Origin of the sequence: Cohnella sp. WQ 127256 (genome assembly GCF_024519285.1) — a bacterium.
Lineage (GTDB): Bacteria > Bacillota > Bacilli > Paenibacillales > Paenibacillaceae > Cohnella.
This window is the reverse complement of record NZ_JAMZCY010000004.1, coordinates 484,712-501,583: the sequence shown is the minus strand read 5'-3', so window position 1 is coordinate 501,583 and position 16,872 is coordinate 484,712. Positions and strand designations below refer to the sequence as shown.

Sequence of the window (16,872 nt, the reverse complement as noted above, 5' to 3'; positions counted from 1 at the left end):
ATTTGCGCATTATAGTACCATATGTTCTCGCAAGCTCACCGGCGGTATCTTCACAAACTCTTCCTTCTCAATGATTTCCGTATACGCCATCTGGTTACCCGGAAAGTTCTTCATTTTCCAACCATTCATGTTCCCATTCCCACCATACAGTGGATCTGCGTATACGCCTTCCATCGTACTGCTAACGAGCATTTTGAAAAATGCACTTGCTGAGATCGTGGTAAGCTTCGCCTCATCATTCTGGAATGCTTTCAATACAGCATCCTGCTCTTCTGCGGAAAGCTTAGGGAAATCTTTCTGGTACTTCTCGTTACTATAGTTCTGTATTTCCCTTAGAGCGATCTCAAAAATTTCTCTACGTCGCAAATGCCCTTGATAACCCTGTGTAACTTCTCCCACAAAGAAAGGCCCTTGCATATATTCGCGTCCGTTCATGCCCCATTCGCCTGCTAGCTGGTGATCGATAAAATAAGCTACGCCCAGCTCTTGAGCGCCTGGTAACTGATCGTCTTTCGGGAAAATCCGTTCTGTTGCCGCATCGACAATCTTGAACTGCTCCTGGCTAAAATACATTAGAGCCTGATTGTAGTTCACAGCTGTTGTAGCTTCAGGTGAGGTTGGAACGGACGGGTTCGTCGGTTCTTTTGTCGTTGGGCGTATCAGGTTGCCCACCACGCCACCCACAATTAAGCCTCCAACCGCAAGCCCTGTGCCTTTGAGGAAATTACGGCGCGAGCTCGATAGCGGTTGCTGCTCGTTGTGGTTCGTTGGATCGTGCTTGGAGTCTGCCATGATTAATTACCTCCTGCATTCCTGTTTAATCAGATTTCATTCAAGGGAGTTGCCGCCAATAAGAGCATTCCCTAAAACCTCCATAAATAATGATCGCCATCTAAGAAAATGCTAAAGGCGGAAGAAGTAATTTTAGAGGGGGTGTTCCAATGAGCAAAAAGGCGTTCAAAGCGGTGATTCCTGTTGTATGTGCAGTATTCCTTTTTTCTGCTTGTTCGACTGGCCAATCGGGTGTGTCGCAAAAGTCTTTACAAATGAAGTCTGCGCCCCGACAAGCCGTGCATGAGGGGAATATCAACAAAATTTCGGTCATTCCAAGCTACAACGGACCTAAATACACAACGACGAATCGGAAAGGTACCAACTATAACGGAATGGGCACGACGATACACAGCCGAATTGGGAGTTCCGGGTTAAGTGCCGAGGGAAAATCGGGACAGTTGGAGGACATGCTAAATAAGCAAGGAATTCAGGGAATCAAGGTGCTTATGGTCGGAGATAAGGTTGTCCTTGGGGAACAACGGGGAGGCGCTTCGGGCATCGACCCGTTACAAAGGAAATTGTTAAGCCCTTATACCGGTCAGTCCGGAACGAGCAATGCGCATTCTAGTGGAAGCACGGCTGTTCGTTCTGTTAAAGAAAAGGATGATTATCTGGAGCAAGCAAGGCACCGTGTTCAATCGATGTTAGGGGGAAAAGCCCACGTGCTTACGGTTACTCACCCGGATGGGATAGCTGCAATGGAGAGAGCTGAAGCCAAAGGGAACGGTCCCAAAGCTTTATCCAGTAAAGCGCATAGTAAGGATATTGCCCTTATTCTCAAGCATGCGAAGGGTTCGAAATGAAGAAGGGCAAAAGTAACATATTAAGCATTAGATATCAGAAAGAGAGTCTCTCGCATTTTTGCGGGAGGCTCTCTCTTTATGTTGAATCCAACATGTATAGGGTTAATTCTAAAGATTCTACAAAATATGGTTTAATTCTCCTATTTCAAGGCTACCGACATTAACGATCGCTACGGTTTCAACTGTTGTGAACACAACAGAAACTTAACGGAAAACCAACGATCTGGGAAGACAAAGTAGTTACAGATCAACTTCATGAAGCGTGACTGAAGGTGTAATAATAAGCGCTATGGGCAGCAAGGTCTTCTCGTACCCTTGAGAGGTCCCATCCGCCATACCCCGATGCTCTTCGGAAGCTAAAAAAATCAACCTCAAGGGGTGAATGAGATTTGCTATCGCACGTAGATACCTCTTTGATATTGAACCGGTGGATCAACTTTTCTTGTGACGGTTTGGATAGCGTGTAATGCCCAGTAAGGGTCGTTTAACATGCCACGCCCAACTGCCACGAGATCAGCGTCGCCGTTTGCGACTGTGGCTTCTGCAAGAAGAGGATCGTTCAAGTTGCCTACGGCAATAACGGGTACATTCAATGCTTGCTTGAACGCTCGGGCGAATGGAACCTGATATCCAGGGTGATTGGCAGGCTTCAATTTCCCTGGAGGAGCTTCTCCACCCGTAGAGACGTGGAAGATATCGACACCAGCCTCTTTGTAACGCTTCGCCACCTCGATGGAGTGCTCTAGCTGATAGCCCCCATCCATATATTCAATAGCGGAGATTCTCATAAGAAGAGGCATGTCAGCGGGCATCACGCTGCGAGCCGCTTGGACAACTTCGACCCCAAATTGAGCTAGATCTTGCCCATATTCGTCGGTCCGGTTGTTAATGCCAGGGGAATGGAATTGATGGATTAAATAACCATGAGCGCCGTGTAGCTCAATCGTATCGAACCCAGCTTGAACAGCTCGGCCTACTGCCTCTTTGAATTTAGTAACCATTTCTTTTACTTCTTGGGTAGAGAGTGCTCGTGGTAGCTTTGATTCGCCACGTATACTTTCCTCCTGAAGTACATTTACAGGAATATCGGATGCACCGACCGGCTGTGAGGCATCTTCTGCTTTTCGCCCTGCGTGAGCAATTTGGATGCCTATCTTCGTTCCGTATTTGTGGACTTCTGTGATGATACGCTTGTAAGCGGGAATTTGATCATCGGACCATAATCCTAAATCTTGATTCGAAATACGACCATCAGGCTCCACATCGGTCATTTCCATAATAATAAGTCCTGCACCACCGACGGCTCTGGATACATAATGAACGAAGTGCCAGTCATTGGGTGTACCATCCTGTGCTTCAACCGAGTATTGACACATAGGTGGCATGACAATTCTATTTTTAAGATTCAAGCCTTTGAAAGTAAATGGATCATCTAATTGTGCCAGGATACAACACTCCTTTTTCTAATACCAGTTTGCTCATGGTTTGGCATTTTGATTATACCAAATAATTCCACAAGGCCAAAACAAGGAGTCTGGTTGGGAGAGTCAAACATTGAAGATGTGTTTTTTCTTACCTTCGTCCAGTTCAAAAGTATCAGGAAAAGCTTCAAGTAAGGTTCTAGTGCCTATCTTATAGGCTGCTGATAGGTTACTGATATGCTACCAAATGTTCATGCGAGATCAGGTAGGGCTATGTTACTGTTTGAAATGAACATACAACTGAATAGGCAAACCTATAGAAATATAGGGACGCAAAGCTACAGGGACTAAGGTTATCTAATAACGATGTCAGCCAGTTGCCAAAGAGTATATTCTGCTGCTCCTTTGGGGTAGCTTTTTCACGTTTAAAGGTAGCTAGTCATTAAACATCAGGAGGAATTAGACGTGAAAAAAGTGATTGCGGTCGCAACATCAGCGGCCATCTTAATGAATGTTTCTGTTAGCGCTGATCTGGTTACGGCGAGAGAAATACAAAGTGTGAACGTAGTAAGTTCGGTAATGGAGAATAGAAGCAATACAGCGAGTATACAAGTAGCATCTGTTGCTCCGTTTGCTCTACACGGACAAGAAATTCTAACTACGTACAATACGGTATATAAAATGGATCGTGCAAATATTAAATCGATAACGAATAATGGCGGTAACTATCCAAACTCGGCAATCGATAAGGCGATAGATGGAAATATGAATACACACTGGGAGACTGGTAAACCAAATGCTTCTGGTTTTACGAACGAGGTTGTATTTGTTCTGAATGAATCCACCCTATTAAATAGAATCGTGTACGCAGCTAGACAATCAACTGCGCAGGGCAAAGGTTTTGCGCAACAGTTCGAAGTCTATAGTTCATCTACGGCTGAAGGTGATAACTTTACATTAGTGTCCACTGGCGAATACAAAGGGTCTACCGGAGACGTTGTTGCGATACAATTCGCTCCTGCACAATTCAAGCGGATTAAATTCGTATTCACAAAAGCGAATCAGGACTGGGCAAGTGCGGCAGAGTTTGCTTTTTATAAAGAAGATCTAGTAACCGATGCTGTAAATGGCCTATTCACCGATGGAACGATGAGTGCGGTTGTGTCAGAGTACAACAGTGTAGATAAAATCAATGCACTAGCAGCTGAAGCGATGTCACATCCCTTATATCCCCAACTGAAGGATCAATTGGACTTAGCCAACAGAATTGTGAGTGGCGAAGCTCAGATGGAAGGAACGATCATTACCGCTGAACAGCATGGAAATATGAAGCAGCATGCTCAGCAAAACCTAAGATTCGGACTGGGTACGAATAATCAGCCTACGGGGTTCGTCGCCATGCCGGGCGATAAAATAAACGTTTATGTAGATGTAGATGTAGATTCGAAAGATAAATTACCTTCGCTAGTCTTCTCCCAACAAGAGGGTTCTTGGTCCAGCTGGACCAAGGGAGTGTCATTGCGTCCAGGTAAAAATACGATAACCGTACCTGAGATCCCGACAAATAGTGCGTATGCATTCGATGTCACAAAAGGCGGCACAGTGTACGTCGTAAATCCATATACTCCTGCAGAGCAAGGGAAGGCACCGAGCATTAGATTTGAAGGGCTTGAGAGATTCCCTATGATGACGAAGGATACGGACGTGGAACAATTTAAGGCTTTCTTAACAGCCTACAAACAAAGAGTAGACCAAGACAAAGCCGCACATCCCAATGTGAAAGAGAGGGAATTAATAGACGTAGTGGAGATGGTTAGCGACCGAATTATTTTTACCGGAACAGCTACCGATGCGTACAACCAGTTTATAACGAAAGGTCATAACCCTATGGATACGTTAACGGGCTATGATGTTTGGATGGAGAAGCTGTTTGATTTCTATGGCTTGGATGGTCGTAGTGTAAACCATGATCCTAAGCAGATTAGGGAAAATATTCGGTTGATGCAGCCGTACGGTTTTATGTATGCGGCAGGTGATCATACAGGGATTCAGCGTGGAGAGGTAGGCTTGCTCTTAGCTGATTTCAGCAAAACCTATCCAGGCTGGGGGATGACTCATGAGATTGGACACCGTATGGCCGTTGGGGAACGTGAGTATGGTGAGATTACGAATAACATGTTATCGATGGCCATGTCTGTTGATTATAACTCTCTGGATAATCGGATCCCATTTGAATCTGATATCTATAAATATGTCATTGAAGAAAATAAAGTGGTTATGGATCAGCAGGGACTTGGAGCAAGACTGGGAACCTACTGGCAATTAGAGCTAGCCTATCCTGGATATTGGAAGGAGCTCAACAGCTTATATAGAGATCGCAAAGTCACGCTTACAAATGGAGATAACTCGAAGCAGCAATATTTGATCGAATTCTCTTCCGAGGTGCTGGGCTTAGATTTAAGTAGCTTTTTTGCTAGGCATGGGTTCACCGTCAATGCTGAAACAAGAGAGAAGGTAAGCAAATATCCGACCTCCAACAAACTTTGGTATCTCAATAACTCAGTTGTTAATTATGAAGGAACAGGAATAGAAGATAAGAATGCTTCCATAGAAGTGGGCATCAGTCGGAATGTAGCTGCAAAGTCCAACACGTTAAGCTTCACTATCGATCAAGTGTCTAAGAAGGATCTCTTAGGCTATGAGGTGTATAGAGATGGGAAATTAGTAGGCTTTACGGGTACGGATGGATTTGTGGACCAAGGTATGGATACGAATACAAACTATACTTATCAAATCGTGGGCTATGATAAAAAGCTAAACACACTGAATCCCGTAGAGATTAAGGCGTTCAAACCGGCGCTATCCGTCGAAGATCAGATCACAATTAAGCTTAATCAGAGCTTTGACCCTATCCATTATGTGAAGGCGACTAGTTATCAAGGAAATGATATTACGAGCGAAGTCGCAGTCACGTTTAATAATGTGGATGTAACGAAAAAGGGAAGCTATGAAGTTGGTTTTGAAATTAAGAGTGGAGGAGCTGCGGTATCCAAAACGGCAAACGTCACGGTAGCTAGTAATTATGCATATGTTTCTGATCTGACCGCCAAATCCGTACGTGTGGGCTGGAAAAGTTTAATGAAGGACAAGGCGCCAGCCGGGGGGGCGATCACGCTAGTTAGACAAGGTCAGGATGCCATTTATACTAAAGGAATCGGTGTACATGCGAATTCTGAGGTCGTATATGATATTGCGGGCAAGGGCTATGATTCCTTTGAAAGCTATATCGGTATTGATCAATCCATGAGAGGCAGTGCTTCCTCCGCAACATTCGAGATTTATGTAGATGGAGAGAAGAAATGGGCGAGTGATGTATTCAAGTCGAACACCGAGCATGGATTTGTGAAAATACCGGTTACAGGAGCAACAGAGATCAAGCTCGTTACAACAGATGCTAATAACAATGGGAACACGGCCGACCATACAGTCTGGGCAGATGCTAAGTTTCTCATTCAAAGCAGTGCGCCCGAGCTTACGATCCCTAAATCTATTTCAACTAAAGTAGGTCAACCGATCCCTTTCCAAGAGAGCTATTTCGCGACAGATATAGAGGACGGAGATATCACTTCTCAGATCGTTGTTACTGGTGAGGAACAGGTAAACTTCAACAGAGCAGGGGAATACACGATCACTTATACCGTAGCGGATAGTGATGGGAATACGGTAGCGAAGACGAGAACGGTAGCCGTTGTTAACATGGAAGATTACAAGTACTTAACGGATGATCCTTGGACGTCTACGCAAAATAGTTATGCGGCTCCTAAGAAGGATATTTCCATTAGCGATAATGCTTTAAGACTAACGGATGATAACGGTAAGGAAGTTACCTATGCAAGGGGTATTGGAACACATTCTAACTCAACAATTGTGTACGATTTAAGCGGTAAAAATGTGGACTACTTCACTTCATTCGTTGGCGTTGATCGGCAGATGCATGGATCTGTTGGTTCAGTAAGCTTCGAGGTTTATGTAGATGGGGAGAAGAAATTCGACAGTGGGTTAATGAATTCGCGAGATCCGCAAAAGTGGATTGAGGTGGACATTAATGGAGCGAAGCAGTTGAAGCTAGTCGTTACTGACGGAGGCAACGGCAACGGATCGGACCATGCGACATGGGGAGATTCGAAGCTACATTTTGCTAACGCGGAAAGATTGTTCACGAATGATCTGGAGCGAGCGATTGAAGATGTAAGAGCCATGGATCAAGAGGGATACACCTCGGAAAGCATTGAAACCTTGCTAATGAGCATTACACAAGCGGAAGGGGTTCTAGCTAACCAAGTTGCAACTCAGGTTGAAGTAGATGGAGCGCTAGTCGCATTAAATGCAGCAAAAGATGGGTTGGTTAAAATAGACTTCACGCAAGTTATTGCTGTTAAGGATAAGTATTTAAGTGATTCTATTAAGACAACATTGGGCTTAACCGGAGACATCACTCTGGGCGATATGCATAAGCTTACAACGTTATCAAGCGATTCTAGAAGAGCCAGAAGTCTTGAAGGCTTAGAGTATGCTAAGAATTTAGTATCACTAGATATTACCGGAAATGAAATTACAGATTTCTCCCCACTGAGAGGGTTAACGAAGCTGGACAACTTAATGGCGGATCCTCAAGTGGTGGAAGTAAGGGAATTAAAAGGACCGGTCGTTGAAGTGGATAATCTGGTTACGGGAATAGATGGGAATAAGGTTATCCCTTATCTAGCGGTCGTCAGACACAATAAAACGTACAAAGAGACTTTATTTGATGTTAGCGGATGGGTGGTAAACCCTGATAAGTTTACAATTGACCTTACGAATGAAGCTAAGGGATACTACACGCTATTGCTGGCCTATCGGGTGGAAGGTAATCTCATACAGCTCATTTATATGGCGGATAACGAATAAATCTTAAGCGATCTTATTCTCGGATACTTTTCCCCGGGTATAAGGTCGCTTTTGTTTGTAGGTTTGTGACTCGAACAATAAAATGATTATAATTAGCATGAATCAATGAAGACGCATCCGACAACAGTTAGGGGATGAAGCATAATGGCTAAGTCGATAGTAGAGAAGTTGAATTTACACAAGTACGCTCAAGTAGCGATATTGAATGCACCAGAAGGAACTGCGTATTTTGCGGAGATGACGGGTTATGATACGACGCTCAAGGAGCAGGCGTATGATCTCATCTTTGCCTTTGTGCTAGATATGAAGTCTCTGAAGGAGCTTGTGGATCAAGTGATTGAACTTGGAAGGCTCCATACGAATGGCTATCTCTTTGCGGCGTATCCTAAAATGGGAAACAAAGTTTACCCCACCTATATTCATCGGGACGACCTACTTGCGGGAATCGGTAGTGATGAGGATGGCTATGTCGGGACAAGCAATATCAAATTTGCACGTATGGTAGGCTTAGATGATGTGTTTACAGTTGTTGGATTAAAGGAAGATGCCAAAGGAAAGGGCCAGTCTTCTTCGCAATCCAGTCAACGCGTGGATGATTACATTTCCTTAATTCCAAGTGTGGAGAAGGATTTGAAGGATGCGCCAGATTTACTGGCCTTGTACCAATCGCTTACCCCGGGTTATCGCAAAGATTGGGCACGTTATGTCTATAGTGCTAAACAAGAGGAAACAAGAGCGAAGCGTCGAGAGGAAATGAAGATGATTCTTCAGGCCGGCTATAAGAGTCGCGAGCTCTATCGGAAGGATCAGTCTTAGCCCCAAACAGGTTCGCATACACACGGTCATGATTGTCAATAAGAGAAGACTATGACAGTATAGATATCATATCATTTTTACAAATTTACACTAACGATTGGAGTACATGCAACGATGTCATCTTTACCTAACTGCCCGAAATGTAATTCAGAATACACCTACGAAGACGGAAGTCTGCTCGTATGTCCGGAATGTGCTCATGAATGGTCTTTGGAATCTGAGTCCGATCATAACGATGATGTAAGGATTATCAAGGATGCTAATGGAAATGTCCTAAACGATGGCGATTCCGTAACTGTAATTAAAGACCTTAAAGTAAAAGGAACCTCATTAGTCGTTAAAATAGGTACAAAGGTAAAAAGCATTCGATTGATTGATGGAGATCATGATATCGATTGCAAAATTGACGGTTTTGGAGCTATGAAACTGAAATCGGAGTTTGTTAAGAAGATATAGATCCGGAGATGAGAAAACCCAGTCATGAGTGCAAATGCAGACGTTAACAAATCAAAGACCCTCTCCCAGACTGCGTCGGTGACGGTGTTCCCCATCTTATTTGCAATTAGCATCGTTCACATGCTGAACGACACTATGCAATCAACGGTTTCCGCACTATTTCCAATCTTGAAGGCGGAACTTAGCTTAAGCTATACACAGATAGGCATGATCGCTTTAGCGATGAATCTGACGGCTTCATTACTTCAGCCCCTGATCGGACGATTCGCAGACAAAAGACCAATGCCACTTATTCTTCCCATTGGCGTCTGTTTTACATTAGCCGGTATCGTGGCACTGGCACTTGCACCTCAATATTCAATTATTTTACTAGCTGTCACCTCAATGGGGATTGGATCTGCTATTTTCCACCCTGAATCGTCAAGGGTCGCTTATTTGGCTGCCGGTCCAAGACGGGGTCTCGCACAATCTATTTTCCAAGTGGGAGGCAATATCGGAAGCTCGCTTGGTCCAATCATGACGGCTGTTCTATTCGTGCATATTGGTCAGTTAGGTGTAATCTGGTTTGTTTTCGCGGCCCTTGCAGCGATTGCTATTCAAATGTATGTTGCTAAGTGGTACGGTTCGCAGCTTCTGTTGCCACGGCGTGAGGTCAAGCCTAAAGCGGCCGTTGGCGTAGATGGTAAGCCCGAGAGTGGTCTAACTAGTCGACAAGTGGTATGGGCGATGGTCATTCTTATTGCACTTGTTATCTCTAAGAACGTCTATATGTCAAGCATATCGAGCTACTACACATTCTACTTAATAGACGATTATGGCGTTTCCATCGGTCATGCACAGTGGTTCCTCTTTGCCTTTCTTGGTGCTGCAGCCATAGGTACCTTCTTTGGCGGACCGATGGCGGATCGCTTTGGCAGACGTAATATCATTTGGTTTTCCATTCTGGGAACCTCCCCATTCTCACTCTTGCTGCCTTTCTCGAATTTATTCTGGACGGGAGTTATGGCTGTCTTGGCCGGCTTCATATTATCCTCTGCATTTTCAATTATCGTTGTTTATGCACAAGAGTTAATACCCGGGAAAATCGGGTTTGTCTCTGGCCTGTTTTTCGGGTTGGCTTTCGGTATGGGAGGTCTTGGTGCTGCGCTTCTAGGTTGGCTAGCGGATGAAACAAGTATCGCATTCATTATGAAAGTGTCTGGGTTCCTGCCTCTGCTTGGCATATTAGCGATCTGGCTGCCGAAGGATAATAAGCTTAAGGGCGCCAACGCATAAATGTTCTCTCAGTAACATTAAGTAACTTTATACAACAACCTATGTTTAAGTGAAGAGTAGCGACCTTAAGTTAACTTTAGTACATTCCTTGCGGAGGTGGATTATGAAAGCCTTATTCATTGGAGGAACAGGCACGATTAGTTCTGCGATTACGAAGCAGTTGTTAGAAGAAGGCTGTCAATTGTATCTTCTTAACAGAGGCAACCGAAATGTGGACTTGCCAGCAGGAGTAAACTGTATTCAAGCGGATATTAATGATGAAGATCATGTCGCTAAGCTTATTGAAGATTTAGAGTTTGATGTTGTTGCCGATTTTATAGCCTTTGAACCTAGTCAATTGGAAAGAGACTTCCGATTATTTAACGGTAAAACGAAGCAATTCATGTTTATTAGCTCAGCTTCAGCATACCAAACGCCATTATCCGATTATAGAATCACGGAGGGAACCCCTTTATCGAATCCATATTGGGAGTACTCCCGAAATAAGATTGCTTGTGAAGATTATTTGATGAAGCAGTATCGTGACAATGGCTTTCCCATAACGATTGTGAGACCTAGTCATACTTACGATGAGCGCTCCATTCCACTTGGCGTGCATGGAAGTAAGGGGTCATGGCAAGTTGCTAGGCGTATGCTGGCAAATAAACCTGTAATCATTCATGGAGATGGTACTTCCCTGTGGACGATGACGCATAATAGCGACTTTGCTAAAGGCTTTATTGGCTTAATGGGCAATATTCATGCGATTGGGGAGTCCGTTCATATCACTTCGGATGAGACGGTGACCTGGAATCAAATCTATGAGGCGATTGCGGATGCCCTTGGTGTCAAACTCAATGCTGTTCATGTTTCATCTGAATTTTTGGCGGCATGTAGTAAAGAGGATTACAGAGGCGGGTTATTGGGGGATAAGGCCAATTCCGTTGTCTTTGATAATTCAAAGCTGAAGAGACTTGTTCCCGGATTCGTGGCTACCACTCGACTAGATCAAGGAATCAAGCAAACGATAGCTAACATTATAGCCCATCCTGAATATCAAAAAGAGGATCCGGAATTTGATAGCTGGTGCGATAAAGTTATTCGTGCTTTGGATGCTGCTCTATTAACAATAAAGGAATAAATGGTTCCTAATTGAATAAATTTGAATACATTCTCTCAGCAAGTATAGAAGAGAAGTGTGCAAGCTCCTATTAGCTCGCACACTTCTCTTTTTGTCATCATTAGTCCTTATTCCGTTGCCTCAAGGCGAGCAAGCTCTTTACGCACCAGTGGTGCAACTTTAGTGCCGAGCAGTTCGATAGAACGCATAAGTTCGGAGTGAGGCATTGTACTTACATCTAAGTGGAGGAAGAAACGGTTGATCCCTAGATTGCGGCGTAATAGAACAATCTTCTCCGCTACATACTCTGCATCGCCTACATAGAGGGCTCCCCTCAGGCTACGGGCGGCATCAAAGGAATCTCGACCGTAAGGTGGCCAACCTCGTTCGCGCCCTATCACGTTCATCTGAGCCTGATTGGACGGGAAAAATAGATCAGCAGCCTGCTCGTTTGTTTCACCGACAAATCCGTGCGAATGTGTAGCAATCTGTAATGTGTCAGGATTATGACCCGCACGTGCGGCAGCATCCTTGTAGAGTTTGACTAACGGTGCAAACCTCTCTGGCATCCCGCCGATGATGGCGAACGTGACGGGAAGACCAAGCGTTCCTGCCCGTATAGCCGACTCTGGGTTTCCGCCGGTTGCGATCCATACGGGGAGTGGGCTTTGAACAGAGCGGGGGTAGACCCCAAGATTATTAATCGCAGGACGATGACCGCCACGCCAAGTAACCTTCTCCGATTCTCTGATCGCAAGGAGTAGCTCTAGGTTTTCATCGAACAATTCATCGTAATCATCCAAATTACGTCCGAATAACGGGAATGATTCGATGAACGAACCCCGACCGGCCATAATTTCGGCGCGACCGTTAGAGATTCCGTCTAGGGTAGAGAAAGCTTGATATACGCGAACCGGATCATCTGAGGATAGCACGGTAACGGCACTTGTGAGTCTGATTCGCTTGGTCATGGCGGCAGCTGCTGCCAAGACTACAGCGGGAGCGGTTGCTGCGTAATCAGCACGATGATGCTCACCTATTCCATAGACATCAAGTCCGACTTGATCAGCTAATACGATCTCTTCAACTGCATCGCGCAAGCGCTGGGCATGACTGATCGCTTGACCTATCACCGGGTTAGGTGTGGCCTCCAAAAACGTACTAATTCCTATTTCCATGTGGTTTGCCAGATGGGTCATTCTGAACCGCCTCCTTCGTTACTTATAGTGTACTAAATAATTTATTGTTTCTCAACTTTAGTAAGTATAGTGTGGTGGATATTCGAGATTATACGTCTCTGGTATAATATGTAACATATTTAATTCGTTTATTACGTAAGGAGGGATCGTCCTTGGATTACGACGTTATCGTGGTAGGCGCAGGGTTAGCGGGTCTGGTAGCAGCAGCGGAAATGGCGGACAAAGGGAATAAGGTCATGCTGCTCGACCAAGAGTCGGAAAGCTCGCTCGGGGGTCAAGCTTGGTGGTCTTTCGGCGGCTTATTTCTAGTTGATTCGCCGGAACAGCGTCGGTTGGGCATTAAAGACTCTAAGGAATTGGCGTTGCAGGATTGGCTTGGATCCGCTGGCTTCGACAGAGAAGAGGACGAGGATTATTGGGGACGGCAGTGGGCAGAGGCCTATATTAACTTTGCCGCTGGGGAAAAGCGAGCGTGGCTGCGTAGCATGGGAGTGCGATTCTTTCCGGTTGTCGGATGGGCAGAACGGGGCGGCTATCTGGCAGAGGGACATGGCAACTCGGTTCCTCGATTTCACATTGTGTGGGGAACAGGGCCAGCTATTGTGGCACCTTTCGAACGGCGGGTTAGAGAGCATATGAAGAAGGGACTTATCACGTTTGGACCTCGCCATCGTGTGGATCAATTAATCAATCAGAACGGTACAGTCATTGGTGTAAGCGGTTCCATTTTAGCGTCTAGTGAATCAGCACGTGGGGAAGAAAGCTCTAGAGTGGTGGTCGGTGAATTCGAATATCGCTCGCAAGCTGTGCTCATTTCTAGTGGTGGGATTGGCGCGAACCATGACTTGATTCGGGCGAATTGGCCCAAGCGGTTGGGCGCTCCTCCAGCTCATATGCTTTCGGGGGTTCCTGCTCACGTAGATGGACGGATGCTTGCCATTACCGAGGAAGCGGGCGGCCGAATCGTGAACCGGGATCGCATGTGGCATTACACGGAAGGGATCAAGAATTGGAATCCGATATGGCCTAATCACGGCATACGTATTCTTCCTGGCCCCTCATCGATTTGGTTAGACGCGCTGGGCCAGCGCTTGCCCGCACCTAACTTCCCTGGCTTTGACACTTTAGGTACGCTGGAGACGCTAAGGCAAACGGGATACGAGTACTCTTGGTTTATTTTGACGCAAAAAATGATAGAAAAAGAATTCGCTCTCTCAGGCTCAGAACAGAATCCGGATTTGACCGGTAAGAGCATTCGGCAAGTGCTAGCTAGAGTATTGCCCGGAGCTACGGCTCCTGTCAAAGCGTTCATGGATAAAGGTGAGGATTTCATTGTAGCCGACAATCTTGCCGAGCTCGTTACTGGAATGAACAGACTGACGGGCGAGCATCTATTGAAGGTTGAGGAGATCGAACGGCAAATACGGGCCAGGGACCGGGAAATGGACAATACGTTTACGAAGGATATGCAGATTACAGCCCTGCGGGGTGCGCGTAATTACTTGGGGGACAAATTTATTCGGGTCGCTCGTCCGCACAAAATACTAGATCCCAAGAACGGTCCGCTGATCGCTGTTCGGCTGCATATCGTCAGTCGCAAAACATTAGGTGGGCTGCAGACCGATTTGTCCGGTCGTGTTCTCGACTCTTCGGGAGAACCGATCCCGGGACTGTATGCTGCAGGAGAAGTATCCGGCTTCGGCGGTGGTGGCGTGCACGGTTATCGGGCGTTGGAAGGAACCTTCCTAGGGGGCTGTCTCTTCACGGGAAGGGTTGCGGGACGTGCTATTGCGGATGAGCTGGGATCTTAGAGATTGCTGACCGGCCCACTCAACTCGTTTACAAAATGTATATGGCAGCTTGTTATGATCGATATCATGAGAGGTGGCAAGGCCATGTCGAAGGAGATACAACATCGCAGGATAATCAATAGAGTTGATCATATCGAGCAGCATTTTCTCGTAGGTAGAGAGAATGAAATTCAACAATTTCAAGCAGCGCTGGCGGGTGACACCTGGGAAGGGGTCATCCTTAATGTTTATGGCACCGGTGGAGTAGGGAAAACTTATTTGTTAAATGAATTTCGCCGAATGACAGAGAGCGGACAGATGAAATTCCTCTTATTGGACACCCGTGTTTTCCCTAAGAATCCGGCTGAATTTTGCCTTCATGTACTAGGTGCGCTACGTTATCCCCTTTATAAAATGATAGAGCAAGCCGCAGATTTGAATCGATTAGTTGAAACGTGTTTAGGTGCGATTCTGGAATCTTCACAATCAAGTAAAATGGTTCTTGCTTTAGATACCTTCGAAGAAATCGGTGAGATGGAGAATTGGTTGCGAGATGAGTTCCTTGCTAAGCTTAATTTGGATATTCTTGTTGTCATTTGTAGTAGAACCCCCTTACAAGGGGGGTGGCTTTCCTCTCCTGCATGGCGGCAATATATTTATCGGATGCCGCTTGCTGATCTGGATTATAACTCGGTTAAACAATACTTGGAACGCTCGGGGATTGAGCAGGATGAGCTGATTAGACGGATTTGGAATCAAACGAAAGGCCATCCTCTGACCTTAACGTTGATAGTATCTACAGTATTAGTTCAGAGTTTTCACCACACGGTTTATTCGGATGACAAAGAACACTTTACATATATCGTAAACAATTGGCTAACAGAGGTTCCGAGTCAGGACATGCGCGCTTTAGTAGAGGCGGTAGCGGTGCTACGGCTATTTAACCAAGAAATATTGAGCTTTGTCATGGAGAAGGAAGTGTCAACAGAATCCTTCCAAAGGCTTGTACAGTTTTCCTTTGTCCAGCGAGTAGATCGAGGGTGGCTGCTTCATGATTTATTACGTGAGGCTATTCATTCTGAATTAAGACTCCGCAAGCCGGAGAACTACAACAGACTTTGGAAACGATGTGTATTGTACTATTACGAGGAAATCAAGAAGTCAGCACGCAACAAAGCGATTTCTTGGCATAACGCAGAATGGTTTTATTATATTGGAGACCAGTTGATTCAATCCGTCTTTTATCAGCAATCCGTATCTTATAGCTCTGAGCCTCTTAGTTCCACGAATAGGGCCGAAGCTGAGCAGTATATGATTAATCGACATCTCCATGCGAAGGATATTTCAATCAAGCTTCCGCAACCAAATGCCGGAGAACAAATGGAGTACTTGGTCACCAGGGAAGATAGCCTCTATGCTTTAAAACATATTGACCTTGAGGAGTTATTCCTCCTAGATCCGAATTCCGTTAAGCTAACGCGAGACCCGCAAGGAGTGATCCGTGGGCTAGCGGTTATTATCCCCATTAACGAGCATACTTTGGACTACTTACGATCTAAACCGCTATCCTCAGTGTATTTCAATAGCTTGCCAGAATCTGAGCTTAAGAAACTAAGGGTTCCAAAACATTCGCAGGCGGGTTATTTTTTTAAGACGCTAGATACGATTGATTACTCCGATCTGCCAATGCTCCGGTCAACGGGAATGGCCTTCATTACTCATATGCTAGCTAGTGGGTTCGTTGTGGCCGCTCCACCGCCGCATCCTTTCTCGCATGGCATCTTTCAGAGCTTGGGGTGTGAGAGGACGGATGTGGTTCACTACGATTACGACGATAAGACGCCGACTCCCTTGTTCGTGGTTGATACAAGAGGAAGCAAGCTTCAGCGATACTTGAACAAGATGGTTGAATCATTTGGGATCCTGGAAGAAAGGAATCAGGATGAGGAGCCTCTTCTCCATTTAACTCCTAAAGAAAATACAGTGCTTGAGCTTATTGTAAAGGGCTACTCCAACCTTGAAATTGCCAAGCACCTCTTCCTTAGCGAAACAACAGTCAAGAAGCACATTAGTAATATCTATAGAAAGCTAGATGTTAACAAGAGGGTACAGTTAATTAACAAATACCCATCCATGATGAAGAATAGCTAGGAAGCAGGCCTTGACGGGAAATTCCGTTGAGGCTTGTTTTTGGTTTTCTTGTGTCATTAGCGGAGGCTACTCCTTTTATAC

Annotated in this window: 11 protein-coding genes and 1 riboswitch; of the genes, 8 read left to right on the top strand and 3 right to left on the bottom strand. The window is 45.3% G+C overall.

Translation table 11 applies throughout. The annotated features are described in order from the left end of the window. Positions 1–9: 9 nt before the first annotated feature. A complete protein-coding gene (locus M1K58_RS13815; protein WP_256759437.1) occupies positions 10–792 on the bottom strand; it encodes a gluconate 2-dehydrogenase subunit 3 family protein in 783 nt (260 codons plus the stop codon). 149 nt (positions 793–941) lie between these two features. On the opposite strand from M1K58_RS13815, the gene M1K58_RS13810 reads away from it, so the two are divergent. Further along, a complete protein-coding gene (locus tag M1K58_RS13810; protein WP_256759436.1) occupies positions 942–1,637 on the top strand; it encodes a hypothetical protein in 696 nt (231 codons plus the stop codon). Positions 1,638–2,029: 392 nt separating this feature from the next. Here M1K58_RS13810 and M1K58_RS13805 read toward each other — a convergent pair whose 3' ends face one another. After that, positions 2,030–3,082, bottom strand: coding sequence for an NADH:flavin oxidoreductase/NADH oxidase (locus tag M1K58_RS13805; RefSeq protein ID WP_256759671.1), 1,053 nt, complete (start codon positions 3,080–3,082; stop codon positions 2,030–2,032). Positions 3,083–3,355: 273 nt separating this feature from the next. Continuing rightward, positions 3,356–3,443, top strand: a riboswitch (cyclic di-GMP riboswitch). 80 nt (positions 3,444–3,523) lie between these two features. Between M1K58_RS13805 and M1K58_RS13800 the strand changes: the two genes are divergently transcribed. From M1K58_RS13800 to M1K58_RS13780, 5 genes are all read left to right on the top strand, one after another. Further along, positions 3,524–8,005, top strand: a complete 4,482-nt coding sequence (locus M1K58_RS13800; RefSeq protein WP_256759435.1) for an NPCBM/NEW2 domain-containing protein — start codon at positions 3,524–3,526, stop codon at positions 8,003–8,005. 144 nt (positions 8,006–8,149) lie between these two features. After that, positions 8,150–8,821 (top strand): YdeI/OmpD-associated family protein, encoded by a 672-nt coding sequence (locus M1K58_RS13795; protein WP_256759434.1) that lies wholly within the window; start codon positions 8,150–8,152, stop codon positions 8,819–8,821. 114 nt (positions 8,822–8,935) lie between these two features. Then, on the top strand, positions 8,936–9,277 hold the full coding sequence (locus M1K58_RS13790; RefSeq protein ID WP_256759433.1) for a zinc ribbon domain-containing protein YjdM: 342 nt from the start codon (positions 8,936–8,938) through the stop codon (positions 9,275–9,277). 24 nt (positions 9,278–9,301) lie between these two features. Further along, positions 9,302–10,552 carry an MFS transporter gene (locus tag M1K58_RS13785; protein WP_256759432.1) on the top strand — a complete coding sequence of 417 codons (1,251 nt, stop codon included), beginning with the start codon at positions 9,302–9,304 and terminating at the stop codon, positions 10,550–10,552. Positions 10,553–10,655: 103 nt separating this feature from the next. Further along, a complete protein-coding gene (locus M1K58_RS13780; protein WP_256759431.1) occupies positions 10,656–11,672 on the top strand; it encodes an SDR family oxidoreductase in 1,017 nt (338 codons plus the stop codon). 107 nt (positions 11,673–11,779) lie between these two features. On the opposite strand, the gene M1K58_RS13775 is transcribed toward M1K58_RS13780, so the two are convergent. After that, entirely contained in the window at positions 11,780–12,850 is a 1,071-nt protein-coding gene (locus tag M1K58_RS13775; RefSeq protein ID WP_256759430.1) for an LLM class flavin-dependent oxidoreductase, read from the bottom strand. A gap of 152 nt (positions 12,851–13,002) precedes the next feature. Here M1K58_RS13775 and M1K58_RS13770 point away from each other — a divergent pair, with 152 nt between their 5' ends. Then, positions 13,003–14,661 carry an FAD-binding dehydrogenase gene (locus tag M1K58_RS13770; protein ID WP_256759429.1) on the top strand — a complete coding sequence of 553 codons (1,659 nt, stop codon included), beginning with the start codon at positions 13,003–13,005 and terminating at the stop codon, positions 14,659–14,661. An 84-nt stretch (positions 14,662–14,745) separates the two neighbouring features. Beyond that, a complete protein-coding gene (locus M1K58_RS13765; RefSeq protein ID WP_256759428.1) occupies positions 14,746–16,791 on the top strand; it encodes a helix-turn-helix transcriptional regulator in 2,046 nt (681 codons plus the stop codon). Positions 16,792–16,872: the final 81 nt, after the last annotated feature.

What these genes read in the sequence shown, in the direction of transcription:
- M1K58_RS13815 (WP_256759437.1), bottom strand. Translation starts at nt 792, where the DNA reads ATGGCAGACTCCAAGCACGATCCAACGAACCACAACGAGCAGCAACCG.
- M1K58_RS13810 (WP_256759436.1), top strand. Translation starts at nt 942, where the DNA reads ATGAGCAAAAAGGCGTTCAAAGCGGTGATTCCTGTTGTATGTGCAGTA.
- M1K58_RS13795 (WP_256759434.1), top strand. Translation starts at nt 8,150, where the DNA reads ATGGCTAAGTCGATAGTAGAGAAGTTGAATTTACACAAGTACGCTCAA.
- M1K58_RS13790 (WP_256759433.1), top strand. Translation starts at nt 8,936, where the DNA reads ATGTCATCTTTACCTAACTGCCCGAAATGTAATTCAGAATACACCTAC.
- M1K58_RS13785 (WP_256759432.1), top strand. Translation starts at nt 9,302, where the DNA reads ATGAGTGCAAATGCAGACGTTAACAAATCAAAGACCCTCTCCCAGACT.
- M1K58_RS13780 (WP_256759431.1), top strand. Translation starts at nt 10,656, where the DNA reads ATGAAAGCCTTATTCATTGGAGGAACAGGCACGATTAGTTCTGCGATT.
- M1K58_RS13775 (WP_256759430.1), bottom strand. Translation starts at nt 12,850, where the DNA reads ATGACCCATCTGGCAAACCACATGGAAATAGGAATTAGTACGTTTTTG.
- M1K58_RS13765 (WP_256759428.1), top strand. Translation starts at nt 14,746, where the DNA reads ATGTCGAAGGAGATACAACATCGCAGGATAATCAATAGAGTTGATCAT.